Here is a 16,761-nt window from a genome sequence, read left to right as displayed (position 1 = left end):
GGGGGCATATATGAAAAAAGATTTATTAAAAATGGATGATCTTTCTAAAGATGAAATCTTAGACATTTTAAATTTAGCAGATCAATTAAAGTATGAACAAAAACATGGAATAGAACACCATCACTTAAAAGGAAAAAGCTTAGGCATGATATTTGAAAAATCATCTACTAGAACTAGAGTTTCTTTTGAAGCCGGTATGTATCAATTAGGTGGAAATTCATTATTTTTAAGTGATAAGGATCTACAAATTGGTCGTGGCGAACCAATTGAAGATACTGCAAGAGTTCTTTCAAGATTCATACAAGGTATAATGATTAGAACATTTTCTCAAGAAGAAGCTGAAACATTAGCTAAATATTCATCAATCCCAGTCATTAATGGTTTAACTGATGATGAACATCCATGCCAAGTGTTAGCTGACTTAATGACAATAAGAGAAAATAAGAATATCCTTGAAGGATTAAAAGTTGCTTTCATAGGTGATGGAAATAACATGGCTAATTCTTTAATGATTGGTTGCTTAAAGGTTGGAATGAACTTTGCAGTTGCATCACCAAAAGATTATACAGCATCTGATAAATACTTAACTAGAGCAAAAGAAATCGCAGAAAAAGAAGGGGTTAACTTTACAGTAACTACTTCCCCGTATGAAGCGGCTTCGGGTGCTGATGTATTAATTACAGATGTTTGGGCTAGTATGGGACATGAAGAAGAAGCTGAAACACGTGCTAAAGCTTTTGTAGGTTTCCAAATAAATAAAGAATTAATGGCAATAGCTGATAAAAATGTAATGGTACTTCACTGTCTTCCAGCTCATAGAGGTGAAGAAATTACAGCTGAAGTTTTAGAAGAACATGCAGATTCAATCTTTGATGAATCTGAAAATAGATTACATGCTCAAAAGGCTGTCCTTGTTAAATTAATGAAATAGTCTGATTATAATAAAGAAGAAATAAATGTTTTACAATATATGTATAGCATCTATTTCTTCTTTATTATGCCATAATATATTTTTTTATGCATTATGCTCAACTTCTTATAATACGCATTGAATGAAAACAATAGTAAAATATTTAAATAAATGATAATATAACGATGGAAATGGAGGTATATTGTGATAGTATACAAAATGCAGAATTTAAATAATTTAACATTTCAAGAACAAGCTGTTGCAAATTATATAATAAAGTATCCTAAGGACTTATTAGAAATGAGCGTTACTGAATTAGCAGAAGCAAGTTATACTAGTGCTTCAACAATTATTAGATTATGTAAAAAATTAGGAACAAAAGGATATGCCGATTTAAAGTTTATCTATGCTTCAGAGTATCCCCAAATGATGAAATTAAAAGAATCTTTGAAAACAAAGCCTTATGATAAAAGCAGTAAAATTGATGATATTATACACACTATGCCATTAATCTATTCCAAGGCAATTGACCATACTAGAAGTATGCTTGATTACAATACAATTAGAAGAGTAACAGATTTAATGAAACAAGCTAAAATAATTGATGTTTATGGTGATGGTATCAATTATGAAGTTGCTAAAATGTTTTGTTATAAACTCGAAGAAATAGGTATTATTGCTAATGCTTATAATAGTATTCACTGGACTCATTGTGAAATATTGCAGCTTGATAAAATCCCTTCTTATTCAATTTTGATTTCACATACAGGTAAAAATCCCAGCGTATACGATGCTGCTAAAAGACTAAAAGAATGTGCAATTCCTACACTATCAATAAGCGGTAACATTGACCAAAGATTGTCAAAATTAACAGATGATCATATTCATATAATGACTTCAGAAAACACCTTAGAATTTTCAACTGTTATCTTTACAATGTCCACTCAATATATATTAGATATACTATTTGCTTCATTATTGGTATATAACTATAATAGTGTTGAAAAAAATGTGGATGCGTTAAAAGGTGAAAGACATGAGTGGTTAAAAAATTCTTACTAAGTTGGCACTTTTTTTCAAAATAAGATATAAAACAAGATATTTTTTGGATATTACAACCATTTTATGACTTTGCTATAACTCTATTATAAATTTTGTTTATAATAGAGTTATAAACAAAATAGGAGGAATAATAATGGCAACAAGAAGATTTCCCAAAGAATTTTTATGGGGTGGTGCTACTGCCGCTAATCAAGTTGAAGGTGGATTTAAAGAAGGTGGAAAAGGAATTAGTGTTTCTGACTGTGCTCGTCATCACTTAGACATAGATGTTCAAGATTATAAAAAGCAAAATGAAATTACAAGTAAAGATATTGAAGAAGCTTTAAAAACAAATGATGAATCTTTATATCCTAAACGTCATGGTTCAGATTTTTATCATCATTATAAAGAAGATATTAAAATGTTTGCAGAAATGGGCTTTAAAGTGTATCGCATGTCCATTGCTTGGTCTCGAATATTCCCAAATGGTGATGATAAAGAGCCTAATGAAGAAGGATTAGAATTCTATGATAATGTTTTTGATGAATGTTTAAAATATGGCATTGAACCATTAGTAACAATGTCACATTATGAGCCGCCAATTAATTTAACATTAAATTATGATGGTTGGTATTCAAGAGAATTAGTAGGCTTCTTTGAACTATATGTAAAAACAATTTGCACACGCTATAAAAATAAAGTTAAATATTGGTTGACTTTTAATGAAGTTGATTCAATGATCAGACATCCTTATACAACTGGAGGATTGGTTGAAGATAGATTCCCAAATATTAAATGGGAACAAGTAATCTTCCAAGCAATGCATCATCAATTTGTAGCTAGTGCATTAGCTACAAAAATCTGTCATGAAATAATTCCAGAATCAAGCGTCGGATGTATGCTTACAAAATTAACTTACTATCCACATACTTGTAAACCCAAAGATGTTTTACAATCTCAACAAGATATGCGCGCTACTTATTGTTATAGTGATACTCAAGTATTTGGAGAATATCCCTCATATTTATTATCTAAATTTAAAAATAACGGTATTGTAATAAAAAAAGAATATGGTGATGATACAATAATGAAAGAATATCCAGTGGATTTCGTTTCATTTTCATATTATATGTCATCATGTTCAGCAGCATCACTAGAAGGTTTAGATGTTACAGACGGAAATACAATAACCGCAGTTAAAAATCCATATTTACCATCAAGTGAATGGGGCTGGCAAATAGATCCAACTGGACTTAGAATATCAATGGTGGATTTGTGTGATAGGTATCGCAAGCCATTATTTATTGTGGAAAATGGTTTAGGCGCTAAAGATGAAGTTGCAGAAGACGGCACTATTGATGATCAATATCGTATTGATTATTTTGATGTTCACTTTAAAGCAATGTTAGATGCTATTGAATATGATGGTGTTGAATGTTTAGGATACACATCTTGGGGCTGTATTGATTTAATATCTGAATCAACTAAGCAAATGTCTAAACGTTATGGATTCATTTATGTTGATTGTGATGATTATGGAAAAGGTACTTATAAACGTATTCCAAAAAAATCATTTTATTGGTATAAAAAAGTTATTGAATCAAATGGAGAATATTTATTTAAAAACTAATGGTTTTAAAAGAGCTGTTGTAAATAGAAATATAATATTGGTTGCTTAATTTCTAAATTTTTTATCAGCTCTTTAAATATTGGGGAGACATGTTTAAAATTGAGAATATTTAATTAGAAACAAATCACAAATTCAGGCTATCTACTTTTGCTTTGCTATGCGAAAGTGATTCAATGCGAAACAAGTTTCGTTTTCTCTACTTGCTCAAAGAGAAAGTTCGAAGAGCGAAATGTAAAATTTCGATTCTCACTTTTCTATATAATTCATTACATTTTTTACTATTAGGTTGATAGTTCCATCACCATTTCTTTGGATTTCAAATTTGCTAGAATCATGGTAAGTATCTTCATTTATATATAGATCAATTTGTTTATCTATATTGAGTCTAACTCTTTTTAGCTTTTTATCAACCCAAGTTCTATCTACTGCCACTTCTTCATTTAAACCTTGTTGTTTTATGTAATTTGAAAAGTCTTCTTTTACTTGTGGATGTTCATTAAAGAGTTCTTCTGATAATGAATCTATATTTATAGTGTCTTCTTCTTTTAATTTAGCTTTAATGGCAGTTCTAATCTCTTCTGCTTTTCCTGCATCTTCTGTAATATTTTTTCTTGTCCAGTTCTCAGCTGCTTTTACAAAAGTTTTTGTCATATCTCTTTCATTTGTGATAATGCTTGCACCTAAAAATGTATTTATAAAATAATTTGCTCCATATTCATCTTCTTTACTACTTTTTTGCTTATCTAAAATCATTAAATTATAATTTGCATCTTCCATAATTGGTTTAAGAAATGCAGCCTTTTGTATCTTTTGTCCACTACCTGGAAGTCCCGCTGCTTGTGGTACTATTCCTATTCCAATCTTTTCATCTACAAATTGAATCTCATGGGTAAAGTTCTTAACATAATCCATTTTAAGTATACCTATCATAGGCCCTTGATCTGTCGTTATTGATACTATTATTAAATCTCCTGATGGAATATTTACATTTCCCTTCATTATTATAAATAGTTGACTAGCAAGCTCCTTAGATAAACTAATTAAATCACTATCTATTCCATTTAAATAGTCTTGTACAACTTCTTTAACTATATTTCTCTCAGGGTTAAAACGCGCATATTTAAGTTCATCATCTTTTAAACATTTTTCTATATGTCTATATAAAAATTTATATATATCTTCATCTAATTCTAAATTGTATTCATTAAGCACAGGTTCTTGCCCATTACTATCTAATATGTGGATAACTGCTTCATTTATGTTAATATCATTTATATATTCCATGTATTTTCACCATCCCATTAAATTTGTTCCATTAGATATTATAAACTTTTATGAATGTAAAAAAAATCTTTAAGCATTACTTCCGTTTTTATCTAATGAAAAATTGTTATTCATTTAAATTAAATCTTAATTTCTTTAAACAACTTTACTTCCATGTATTTCATAGGCTCCTGTATATTCTAATATGAAATCTCTATTTTCCTTATTTACACCCTTGCCTGGCATTATTGATATTCTGCCATTAGCATATTTAACTAAATCCCTTAATGAATCTTTACCTGCCATAGCATTTTCATTTCCACCTTTAGTAAGTATTCTATATATTCCAAGGTCAATTAATTGGTCAATAGCAGAATATTTATCCTCTATTTCATCAAAAGCCATATGAAATGTTATTGTCATAGGTTTAGCTATCGAGACTAATTCCCTTATAATATCTTCATCGACCTTAGAGTCTTTAATTGCTCCAATTACAACTCCACTAGCACCTAAGTCCTTACACATTTGTACATCATATTTCATTATTTCTAATTCATCCTTTGTATAAGAAAAATTGCCACTACACGGTCTTATAATAACCATCACTGGTATTTCTAATTTTTCTAGTGTTTTTTTTATTGTACCATAGCTAGGAGTAGTACCATCTTCCATTAAATTATCACAAAGTTCAATTCTATTTGCTCCTCTTTCTGCTGCTAAAACAGCTTCCTTATAATTTCCAACACAAGCTTCAAAAATAGCCATAAACTTTACCTCCAATTTATAATATACTTATGCTTCTTATCATTATGAATTATTATATCTAGCTTTCTTTAATAACACAAAAATATAAAATAATATTTGTAATTTTTCTAGTTTAATATCATTTATGTATTCCATTTATTTTGACAATCCAATCAAATTTTCTTATATTAGATATTATAAACTTTAATGCAAGTAAAAAGAAGTCTTCAAAAATAGATAACCTCAATAAGTATTTTAGTTTATGAACTAATTTACTTATTGAGGTTATTCAAATATATTTGTTTTATCTTTGATTTCTTTTATTTACATAATTTTTTAAATTCATCTGCTACAAATTGTACTTGTGTTCCTACAACAACTTGTAAACTAGTTTTACCAGGTCTAATTACCCCTGATACACCTGCAGATTTAATAATCTTTTCATTTACTACTGATTGATCTCTAATTTCTAAACGTAATCTAGTTACACAATTATCAATAGATGTTACGTTTTCTTTTCCTCCAACACCTTTTAATATAATAGAAGCTATTTGTGTGAAATCATCATTTGCAAGATTTACATTCATTTCTTCAGCATCGTCATCTTCTCTACCCGGTGTTTTTAAATTAAATTTTGTAATTGCAAAACGGAATACTACATAATAAATAACAGCAAATACCAAACCAATTAGGATTAAGTATATTGAATTTTCAGCCATTGGAACCTTAAAGCTTAAAACCCAATCTACAAATCCTCCACTGAAGTTAAATCCAGCTCTCACTGGTAAAGATGCACATACAAAAGCGGAAACACCTGTTAAAATAGCATGTACTACATATAAACCTGGAGCTAAAAACATAAATGCAAATTCTAATGGTTCTGTAACACCTGTAAAGAAAGATGATATTGCCCCTGCAAGTAATAAGCCATATACAGCTTTTTTCTTTTTATCTTTAGCTGTATGATACATCGCTAATGCACCTGCTGGTAAACCAAACATCATTACGGGGAAGAAACCAGTCATATACATCCCAGTTACTCCACGTGTTCCTGTACCTGCCCAAAAATTACCTAAGTCATTTATTCCAGCTACATCAAACCAAAATACAGAATTAAGTGCGTGATGAAGACCAAATGGTATTAATAGTCTATTTAAGAATGCATGAATACCTGCACCAACAGCACCTGTAGATACAATTGCTTCTCCAAAAGAAACTAATGCACCGTAAATAATAGGCCATATAAAAAATAATACTATAGATGCTATGACTGATAATGCTGCTGTTACAATTGCAACAGATCTTTTACCACTAAAGAAACCTAAAGCATCTGGCAATTTTATTCCTTTAAACTTATTATAACAATAAGAACCAATTAAACCTGATAGAATACCAATAAATTGTGTTTTAATATGTCCAAAAGCTGCTGGCACTTCTTTTACGTCAATGCCTTTAAATATTGCAACAACATCTGGAGCTAATAATGTTATAATCATTAGCCATGAAACAAGGCCTGCAAGTCCAGCTGTTCCATCATTATCATCTGACATTCCAACAGCTACACCAATTGCAAATAAAATTCCCATATTATCAATTAGTGCACTACCTGCTTTTACTAGGAAAAATGCTGCTACATTAGTTACAGCTCCATTTCCACTCATTATGCTAGGTTCAATCCAATAACCAATCCCCATTAAAATACTTGCAACAGGTAAACAAGCTACTGGAAGCATTAATGATTTTCCTAATTTTTGTAAATATTTCATCATAATATAATTCCCCTTTCATATATAAAAATTTATTTAAAGAATTTTTACATCCTTAAATGCAACATGGATTTATTAATAGCTTTTATGAATTTTTAGAAATAAAAAAAGCTGAAAAAGATAAATTATCTTTTTCAGCTAATGCTCGACTTAATCGGTTACACGCTATGTATTAAGTTTTTGTCCTTTATTTAACTTCATAGTACTACATTTCTTTTCAAGAATCAATACTTTTTTTCAAAAATCGATATTTTTTTATTTATTGACACAAATTATTTTCAATAATATAATGAGACTATAAATGTGTTACTGTTAAATCAGGCATAAGTTTACCTTCTATAGGAAACTTATGCCTTTTTGATACTATTAATATAAATAATAAAGCGAAAGGAAGTGAACATTCCTGATTATTCAGGAATATAAGTATGTTTAATTTTTTTAAAAAAAAACAAAATAAAGAAGTAAACTTAGTCGCGCCTATAACTGGAAAAACTATAGATTTATCTGCTGTACCTGATAACGTATTTGCTGAAAAATTAGCTGGTGATGGAATTGCTATAGATCCAACTGGTGATGTAATAGTTTCACCTGCTGATGGAGAATTAACATTAGTATTTAAAACAATGCATGCATTTGCTATAACACTTGCTAATGGAGCTGAATTATTAATTCATATAGGAATTGATACAGTTTCTTTAAATGGTGAAGGCTTTCAACAACTAGTTGAAGCTGGAACTATGGTTAAAGCTGGAACCCCAATTATAAAAATCGATAGAGATTTTATTTTAAGTAAAGGTCTTTCTTTAATCACCCCAGTTTTAATTACTAATATGGATATTGTAAAAAAATTAAAGACTAATGTTGATAAAGATGTTGTTGCAGGACAAAATGAAGTAATTAGCTTTAGTTTATAAAAAATAGTTTTATTATTCCAAGGACAAATAAAATCATCTAATACTATACATGGTATTTCGAAAATTTGAGCACAATACACGTAGTACATTACAATTTTTATTAAGAATAAAAGGGTGAAAATATGAGTATACTTATTGATTCAGCAGTCGTATTAAAGTCTTATAATAACAATATAGTTTCAGTAACCATAAATGAAGAAGAAAGAATACTTTTTGCTAAAGGCATTGGGTTTGGTAAAAAATTTGGAGATAAAATTGAAAAAGGCACTGAAGTTGAAAAAATATTTATTCTTGAGGATGAAGATAATTTAAGAAACTTTAAACAAGTAATTGAAAATGTTGATGAAAATTTTTTAATTTTATGTGAAACGATGATATCTTACATAGAAAATGAATTAAAAGAAGATTTAGATGAGAGGATACACGTTGCATTAGTAGACCATTTGAACTTTGCAGTACAAAGACTTTCAAATAATGAGGAAATAGAAAATCCATTTCTTATGGAAATTAAAGCGCTATATGAAAAGGAATATACCTTGGCTGAAAAAGTGGCAGAAACTTTACAATATGAAAAAGGGGTAAATATTCCAGTTGGTGAAATTGGATTTATCGCATTACATATTCATTCTGCTAGAAATTGTGGAAAATTATCTAATACACTAAAGAGTACGCATCTAATAAATTCAATAGTTGAATATGTCGAAAAACAAATAGAAGTACAAATAGATAAAACCTCTTTAGATTATGCTAGATTTGTAACACATTTAAGATTTGCAATAAAAAGAATATTAAGTGATATATCTATTAAAAATGATTTTATAAAAGAAATAAAGTCCAAGTATAAGTTATCTTATAAGATAGCTAGTGGTGTATCAAAAATATTAATTGAGCAATTGCAAAAGAATGTTACTGTTGATGAAATAGCATATTTGGCAATGCATATAGAAAGATTGAGAATAGCTACAATAGATAAATAAATACCACAGTCCCAAATTGAAGGCTCACCAAACCGTAGATTTGGAAAATCTACTTATGTATATAATTCATTACATTTTTTACTATCATGTTTATAGTCCCATCACCATCCCATTAAATTTGTTACCTTAGATATTATAAGCTTTAATTAAACGAAAAAAAACCTTTAAATATATTTTAATATGATGAAAAAGAAGATGACTCCTGTCAAATACAGAAATCATCTTCTTAATTCAGTCTAGACTTTTTTAAATTCTCTTGATAAAAATGTATATTTTATTAATACTTACTATATACCTATGCCAAATTTATACTATCCAAAAAAGCCTGCAATCTTTCATCCTTTGGATGATTAAATATTTCATCTGGAGTTCCCATCTCAGCAATCTTGCCTTCATTTAAAAATATTATTTTGTCAGAAACTTCTTTTGCAAATGCCATCTCATGAGTAACTATAATCATAGTTATCCCTATCTTCGTAAGTCCTTTCATAACCATAAGTACCTCACCAACAAGTTCTGGATCAAGAGCAGAAGTTGGTTCATCAAACAATATGACGTCTGGAGCCATAGCTAGAGTTCTTGCAATTGCAACTCTTTGCTTTTCTCCCCCTGATAACATAGCTGGATAAGTATCTGCTTTATCTTCTAATCCAACTTTATTTAAAAATTCCATAGCTGTTTTTTTTGCAGCTTCTGGTGTCATATCCTTAACAATTTTGGGACCACTCATTATATTTTCTAATACTGTCATATTGGGAAAAAGATTGAAATTCTGAAATACCATTCCAACTCTTTTTCTCATCCGATTAATTTCATGTGCTGTATTTTTCACAACTTTTCCATCAAATATTATTTTCCCACTATCTTTTTTTTCAAGGAAGTTTATACAACGGAGCAATGTACTTTTTCCAGATCCACTTGAGCCGATTATAGTCACGACTTCGCCACGCTCTACTTTTAAGTCTACACCCTTAATTACTTTTAATTTTTTGAAACTTTTATATAAATTTTGTACTTCAATCATTAAACTTACCTCTCATTACATTTTAATTTGTATTCAATATGCTTTAATAGTTTGCTTAATACATAAGTAAACATCATGTAAAAACAAGCAGCATCAAAATAAATTGGAAAAATAGAGTATGTTGCTGCTGCAAATTGTCTTGCAAGCATCATTGTTTCTGAAATAGTTATAACACTTGTAAGTGATGAATCTTTTATTGCTAAAATAAATTGATTTCCAAGTGTTGGAACTGCATGTTTAAATGCTTGTGGAAAAACAACATATCTAAAAGCTTCAAATTTAGTCATTCCAATTGAATATGACGCTTCTTCTTGTCCATAATCAACTGATTTAATAGCACCACGAAAAATTTCGCTAATATATGCACCATTATGAAATGCTAAACCAATTACTGCAGTAATAAATCTATTAATTGTAATTCCCATTTGTGGCAACCCATAAAAGATAAAAAATAGTTGCAATAGTAATGGTGTTCCACGAACAATTGCAACATAAAAATCACATATTATACATAATATCTTTATCTTAGTCATCTTCAAAACATTTACCAATATTCCAAAACCTGTTCCTAAAAGTATTGATAAAAAAGATAGTTCCAATGTAATAACTACACCTGGTAAAAAATTCGGTAAATACTTAATTGCTATAGAAAAGAACTCAAATATTCCATCCTTTGCTTGTAATAAAATTTCTAATATTCTCATAACTTACTATTCCCTCATTACTATCAAATATATAATCCATATATATATTTAATATTATTTTTCTAAAATATTAATACCAAACCAACGATTACTTATTTCTTCATAAGTTCCGTTTTTTATTATTTTTTTCAATGAATTATTAAGTGCTTCAAGTAAATCCTTGTCATCTTTACTTACAGCAATTGCAATGTCTTCTGTATAAAGCATGGGACCTACTGGAACTAAATTATACTCTTTTGGAGCTTGAAGTCCTACAAATCTACTAGTTACAATTCCATCTGAACGACCATCTGAAGCTGCCATAAAGTTTTCAACATCACCTTCAAATTGAAGTACTTCAGTAATATTATCCATACTTTTTAGTGCATCTTGAAACGTTGTTCCTGTAACAACCCCTACTTTACCATTCTTCAAATCTTCAATAGACTTATAATTCAAATCTGATTTTGTAAAAAATTGTGCTCCGTCAGTATAATATGGATCAGTAAAACTAACTTCTTCTAATCTTTTATCTGTAATAGCCATACTTCCAATAATAGTATCAAATCTTTTGCTCTTTAGCCCTCCAACTATACCGTCCCATTGTGTTGAAATTACTTCTGCCTCTACTCCCATGTCATTTGCAAGTGCATTTGCAATATCCACATCAAATCCTACTATATGTCCATCTTCATTCATATAATTAAATGGTGGATATGCTCCTGTTAATGCATATGTGAATTTCCCTTTTTCCTTAATCTTAGTTAATGTAGATTTATTGTCCTTTACTCCACAACCTACAACTGCACTAATCACTAATACAAACATAAATAATGTTAAAATCCTCTTTTTCATATACTTACCTTCCTTCTATAATTAAATATCATAATTTCTGAATTCAAAAAGTAACAACTTCAGTATACCACTAAGTTGTTACTTTTGGCAAGTTTTTGCAACAACTTGTTTTTATTTCAAAGTTGTTAATCTATATAAAAATAAGATATAATTCTATAATTTAGAATTATATCTTGCTAAAATGACACTATAAAAATTTAGACTTCTAAATGATTTCGAGATATTCAAGGATATATAAACTTATTCACACGGTCATAGCATTCTTCATCACCAACAAAATACAAAATATCATTTTCATGCAAAACTGCATATGGTCCTGGTGACATTTCAAGACAATCATTTCTTTTAATACAAATAACTGTTGCAGAAGTATTATGCCAAAAATTAATTTCTGATAGTGTTTTCTCTATATGTGGTGTATCTTTTGATAAGCATATTTCAAAGGGCATGAATGGATTTATTGATTTAAAGCGGTCTGTTTTATCAATTAGCTGAGATAATTTTTCTTTCAAATAATCATTTTCATTTTTTTGACGTTCTAAACTATTTAATATATCATTTTTTAAATCATTTATAGTTTTAACTTCATTATATTGTTTTAAAAATTTAATCGCTTTCTCACGAGATTTTATAATTACTCCACTACCTTTATTTGTCGCTACAACATCTATGTCTGATAATATACAAATAGCACGTCTTGATGTCTCTGATGATACTCCATACTGACTTGCGAGTACTGAGCGCGCATAAATTTTCTCACCAACTTCATAATCTCCATTTGCTATTTTAGATGCAATATCAACAGCAATTTGTTGATATATAGGACTTACTATTTTTACTTTTTTCTCCATACTAAAACTCTCTCTCTCATTAAAATTATCATAATAATATCTTTTAAAATGTATTTTATCACAATCCGTATACGGATACCATTATTTTTCATTAAATCTAGAAATAGCGTTAAGAATGTTATAATATTATAACTATAAACTTTATGTTTAATTTAATGAAAAGGAGATTATTTTATGCAAGAATTAGAAACTAGAATTATTGATATTGATGTTGAAAATATAAGAAGTATTTTATTATCAAATGGTGCTGAAAAAGTTAAGATGGAAGATCAAATTAATGATATATATGATTTTGAAGATGGAAGACTTCTAGAAAAAAAAGGATATGCTCGTATAAGAACTGTAAATGACATGCTTAATAATAAAGTTATATATTTCATGACTACAAAGAAAATGTTATCTCAAGAAATATTTAAAGTAATGGAAGAAAATGAGACAATAATAGAAAATAAACAAATGGGTGAAGGAATATTTAAGTCTCTTGGTTTAATTTTGAAAGAATCTAATAAAAAATATAGAGAAAGCTATAAATTATATGATTGCCTCATTGAAATAGATATAAATGATAAGAATTTCTGCCCATTTCCTTATATAGAAATAGAAACTACATCTGAAGAAAAACTAGAAAAAGTAGTTAAATTACTCGGCTATACATTAGAAGATACAACATCTCGAACTATTTATGATATTTTATCTCAAAGAGGATTACTTAATAATAATCCTAAAGGTGTATAAATCATTTCATATTTATAAAATAATTTAGCAATTTAAATTATAGTATTGCAAGTAAATATATGGTAATATATGTAAAGATGCAAATATACTTTTAAAATTAAATTTGTTTACTTTTTGTATTCAAGCTAAACATCTTTGCTTACAGGGGGAGGATATTATGGAGATTTATGATGAGAATATAAAATATTTAAAGTTACTTGCTAGGCAATATCCCACTATTGCAGAAGCATCTACTGAAATAATTAATTTAGAAGCAATTTTAAATTTACCTAAAGGAACAGAACATTTTTTAGCTGATCTTCATGGTGAATATGAACCATTTGTTCATGTTTTAAGAAATGGTTCAGGTGCTATTAAAATAAAAATCGAAGAAGTTTTTGGTAATTCATTAATGGACTCTGAGAAGAAAAGCTTGGCCACATTGGTTTATTATGCTGAACAGAAATTAGAAATCGTTTTAAAAGAAGAAAAGAATATAAATGATTGGTATAAAATCAACTTATATAGGTTAATTCAACTATGTAGATATACATCATCTAAATATACAAGATCAAAAGTAAGAAAAGCACTTCCAAAGGATTTTAGCTATATTATAGAAGAATTATTACATGAAGAAGCTGCTAACAATGATAAACAAGGTTATTATGATGGAATAATCAATACTATTATAGAGATTGATAGAGCAAAAGAATTTATAATCGCTATATCAAATCTAATACAGCGATTAGTTGTTGATAAATTACACATACTAGGAGATATATATGATAGAGGTCCAAGACCGGATATAATAATTGACACTCTTATGGATTATCATTCTGTTGATATACAATGGGGTAATCACGATATATTATGGATGGGAGCTGCTTCTGGTAATACTACCTGTATAGCAAATGTCTTAAGAATAGCAGCTAGATATTCTAATGTAGATGTAATTGAAGATATTTATGGGATAAATTTATTGCCACTTGCAACCTTTGCACTTAAATATTACAAAGATGACACCTGCACTGCTTTTATTCCTAAAAATAATGATGAAACTGGATATGGAACTTCTGAAATTGAGCTTATATCTAAAATGCATAAATCTATAACAATTATTCAATTTAAACTTGAATATGAAATAATAAAGAGAAGACCTGAATTTGAAATGAATCATAGATTGTTTTTAGATAAGATAAATTATAAAGACGGAACTATAACTTTAAATGATATCACTTATGAACTTAATGATAGAAGTTTTCCTACAATAAGCCCTAAGAATCCATTTGAACTTACAAGTGAAGAAAAAAAATTGATAGATAAACTTCAAATTTCATTTCTCAATAGTGATAAATTACAAAAGCATATTTTATTTCTTTACAATAAAGGAAGTATATATTTAACTTATAATTCTAATCTATTATTTCATGGGTGCATCCCTTTAAATAAGAACAAAACATTTAAAAGTCTAACTATTAATGGAGAAGAATATAAAGGTAAAAAACTTTTAGATAAGTTTGATTCCTTAGCTAGAGAAGGTTACTTTAATAATAGAGGTAGCGAAGAAAAGTTATATGGAATGGATATAATGTGGTATTTATGGAATGGAGCTTGTTCTTCTCTTTTTGGAAAAGAAGATATGACCACTTTTGAAAGATATTTTATTAATGACAAGACCACACATAAAGAAAAGAAAAATTCATATTATGATTTTAGAGATACAGAAGAACTGTGCAATTTAATCTTTGAAGAGTTTGGTTTAAATCCATCGGAATCTAGGATAATAAACGGACATGTCCCCGTAAAAAATAAATTTGGTGAAAATCCAGTAAAGGCACATGGTAAACTTATAGTTATAGATGGAGGGTTTGCAAAAGCATACAGAAATCAAACTGGTATTGCTGGATATACCCTAACCTATAATTCTTATGGATTACATCTTATATCTCATCAACCTTTTAAATCAATAGAAGATGCTTTTAATAATGAAATAGATATACTGTCTTCAAGAAAAATAGTTGAAAAATTAGATCGAAAAAAAGTTGGAGATACTGATGTAGGAAATGAATTAAAGAATCAAATTAAAGATTTGAAATTATTACTTAGAGCTTATAGAAAAGGCTTGATAAATGAGGTAAGATAAATATTGTATTTGATGAAGATACCCAAAATGAAAATTCACTTTGGGTATCTATCTTTTTTATTCTATAACAGAGCTCTTATAACTATAATTAAATTCTTCAACTACTACTAATGATACTGTTCCTTCTTTATCTTTTGACGATTAGTTTGAAAACTCCTGTGTACCCATATATTTATCATTGCCATTTATTACCCCTATACCAACTTTAGTATAAGACGCATTCATCATATTTGCTCTATGTTCAGATGAATTCCACCATTGGTTGAATAATTCAACTGCATCATAAGTATTATATGCTATATTTTCTCCAGTTGTAGTATATCTGTAACCGATTTCTTTAAGCCAATTAGTCCATTTTGTTCCATCTGAATTCGTATGGTCAAAGTAATTATATTGTATCATATGGTTACTCTTATACCTTGCTACTTGCAATAAAGTATTATCTATAGTTAATGGTTGTAATCCTACTTCTGTTCTTTTTTCATTCATCAATTCAAGAATTTTATTTTCAGCAGTAGCTTGTACACTTATCTTATAGTTTTGTGGCAGCGTAGGCAATTCGTTTACATCTACGTTAGTACTAATATTTACAGTTCCATTAAACTCTTGATTACTATTTATATTAGTTTGTGGTATTGCACCTATCGCTTGTCCATCCGAAGCAAATTCATATAGTTTATTTCCTACGTTAACTGATCCTACTAACATTTCTCCAGAGTTATTTAAACAATATGTTTTTGTATTAATTTTAACAACCCCTGTTTGCATTTCTCCTGTACTGTCCAAATAATACCACTTACCATTATCATTAATCCAACCAGTTTTCATTGCACCAGTTTTATCAAGATAGTACCACGTTCCACTATCACAAATCCAACCTGTATTCATTTTTCCGTTTGAATTAAAGTAATACCATGTATCAGAAATTGTTTTCCAACCATTAGCCATCGTATTTTCTTCTATATAACTCCAAGTACTATCCGTGTTTTGTCTCCACTGTGCAGATACTCCTAATGGTAATAGAGTAGTAATTGTTACTGCTACAACAACTACACTCACTAACTTTTTTAATGAAGCTTTCTTCATTAGTTTTTCCTCTTTTCCAATTCCTATTTAGACATTTTAACAAATTCAATATGATTATTTTTTATCTATTTTTTCATATATTCAAATTTATTACAAGTTTGTCCATGCACTAATTTTAACATATATTCGACATTTTTCAACTTTCATTTCACTCTTCTAA

General features: G+C 28.7%; 15 protein-coding genes. 7 read left to right on the top strand and 8 right to left on the bottom strand.

The window, feature by feature from the left end:
* The first annotated feature begins 10 nt into the window (after positions 1 to 10).
* From argF to psyc5s11_RS05360, 3 genes are all read left to right on the top strand, one after another.
* Positions 11 to 931 (top strand): ornithine carbamoyltransferase, encoded by a 921-nt coding sequence (gene argF / locus psyc5s11_RS05370; RefSeq protein ID WP_224036606.1) that lies wholly within the window; start codon positions 11 to 13, stop codon positions 929 to 931.
* Positions 932 to 1,114: 183 nt separating this feature from the next.
* Positions 1,115 to 1,972 (top strand): MurR/RpiR family transcriptional regulator, encoded by an 858-nt coding sequence (locus psyc5s11_RS05365; RefSeq protein WP_224036605.1) that lies wholly within the window; start codon positions 1,115 to 1,117, stop codon positions 1,970 to 1,972.
* A gap of 133 nt (positions 1,973 to 2,105) precedes the next feature.
* A complete protein-coding gene (locus psyc5s11_RS05360; protein ID WP_224036604.1) occupies positions 2,106 to 3,581 on the top strand; it encodes a family 1 glycosylhydrolase in 1,476 nt (491 codons plus the stop codon).
* Positions 3,582 to 3,827: 246 nt separating this feature from the next.
* On the opposite strand, the gene psyc5s11_RS05355 is transcribed toward psyc5s11_RS05360, so the two are convergent.
* From psyc5s11_RS05355 to nagE, 3 genes are all read right to left on the bottom strand, one after another.
* Positions 3,828 to 4,865, bottom strand: coding sequence for a nucleoid-associated protein (locus psyc5s11_RS05355; protein ID WP_224036603.1), 1,038 nt, complete (start codon positions 4,863 to 4,865; stop codon positions 3,828 to 3,830).
* 135 nt (positions 4,866 to 5,000) lie between these two features.
* Positions 5,001 to 5,609 carry a copper homeostasis protein CutC gene (locus psyc5s11_RS05350; protein WP_224036602.1) on the bottom strand — a complete coding sequence of 203 codons (609 nt, stop codon included), beginning with the start codon at positions 5,607 to 5,609 and terminating at the stop codon, positions 5,001 to 5,003.
* 299 nt (positions 5,610 to 5,908) lie between these two features.
* Positions 5,909 to 7,357, bottom strand: coding sequence for an N-acetylglucosamine-specific PTS transporter subunit IIBC (gene nagE / locus psyc5s11_RS05345; protein WP_224036601.1), 1,449 nt, complete (start codon positions 7,355 to 7,357; stop codon positions 5,909 to 5,911).
* A 422-nt stretch (positions 7,358 to 7,779) separates the two neighbouring features.
* On the opposite strand from nagE, the gene psyc5s11_RS05340 reads away from it, so the two are divergent.
* Together psyc5s11_RS05340 and glcT are read left to right on the top strand one after the other, a co-directional pair.
* Positions 7,780 to 8,268, top strand: a complete 489-nt coding sequence (locus psyc5s11_RS05340) for a PTS sugar transporter subunit IIA (protein WP_224036600.1) — start codon at positions 7,780 to 7,782, stop codon at positions 8,266 to 8,268.
* A 122-nt stretch (positions 8,269 to 8,390) separates the two neighbouring features.
* Complete coding sequence (gene glcT, locus psyc5s11_RS05335; RefSeq protein WP_224036599.1) at positions 8,391 to 9,245, top strand: glucose PTS transporter transcription antiterminator GlcT; 855 nt, start codon at positions 8,391 to 8,393, stop codon at positions 9,243 to 9,245.
* A 295-nt stretch (positions 9,246 to 9,540) separates the two neighbouring features.
* On the opposite strand, the gene psyc5s11_RS05330 is transcribed toward glcT, so the two are convergent.
* The 4 genes from psyc5s11_RS05330 to psyc5s11_RS05315 all read right to left on the bottom strand — a co-directional run bounded on the left by psyc5s11_RS05330 (position 9,541) and on the right by psyc5s11_RS05315 (position 12,658).
* A complete protein-coding gene (locus psyc5s11_RS05330; protein ID WP_224036598.1) occupies positions 9,541 to 10,269 on the bottom strand; it encodes an amino acid ABC transporter ATP-binding protein in 729 nt (242 codons plus the stop codon).
* Positions 10,270 to 10,274: 5 nt separating this feature from the next.
* Positions 10,275 to 10,973 (bottom strand): amino acid ABC transporter permease, encoded by a 699-nt coding sequence (locus psyc5s11_RS05325; protein ID WP_224036597.1) that lies wholly within the window; start codon positions 10,971 to 10,973, stop codon positions 10,275 to 10,277.
* A 54-nt stretch (positions 10,974 to 11,027) separates the two neighbouring features.
* Positions 11,028 to 11,807, bottom strand: a complete 780-nt coding sequence (locus tag psyc5s11_RS05320) for a transporter substrate-binding domain-containing protein (RefSeq protein ID WP_224036596.1) — start codon at positions 11,805 to 11,807, stop codon at positions 11,028 to 11,030.
* Positions 11,808 to 12,031: 224 nt separating this feature from the next.
* Positions 12,032 to 12,658, bottom strand: a complete 627-nt coding sequence (locus psyc5s11_RS05315) for a GntR family transcriptional regulator (protein WP_224036595.1) — start codon at positions 12,656 to 12,658, stop codon at positions 12,032 to 12,034.
* Between the two features lie 174 nt (positions 12,659 to 12,832).
* Here psyc5s11_RS05315 and psyc5s11_RS05310 point away from each other — a divergent pair, with 174 nt between their 5' ends.
* Positions 12,833 to 13,393 carry a class IV adenylate cyclase gene (locus tag psyc5s11_RS05310; protein ID WP_224036594.1) on the top strand — a complete coding sequence of 187 codons (561 nt, stop codon included), beginning with the start codon at positions 12,833 to 12,835 and terminating at the stop codon, positions 13,391 to 13,393.
* 157 nt (positions 13,394 to 13,550) lie between these two features.
* Positions 13,551 to 15,515, top strand: a complete 1,965-nt coding sequence (locus psyc5s11_RS05305) for a fructose-1,6-bisphosphatase (protein ID WP_224036593.1) — start codon at positions 13,551 to 13,553, stop codon at positions 15,513 to 15,515.
* Between the two features lie 141 nt (positions 15,516 to 15,656).
* Here psyc5s11_RS05305 and psyc5s11_RS05300 read toward each other — a convergent pair whose 3' ends face one another.
* Complete coding sequence (locus psyc5s11_RS05300) at positions 15,657 to 16,601, bottom strand: CAP domain-containing protein (RefSeq protein ID WP_224036592.1); 945 nt, start codon at positions 16,599 to 16,601, stop codon at positions 15,657 to 15,659.
* Positions 16,602 to 16,761 lie beyond the last annotated feature (160 nt).

The organism is Clostridium gelidum (assembly GCF_019977655.1).
In the GTDB taxonomy this organism is placed as follows: Bacteria; Bacillota; Clostridia; order Clostridiales; family Clostridiaceae; genus Clostridium; species Clostridium gelidum.
This window is presented reverse-complemented; position numbering and strand designations above follow the sequence as displayed.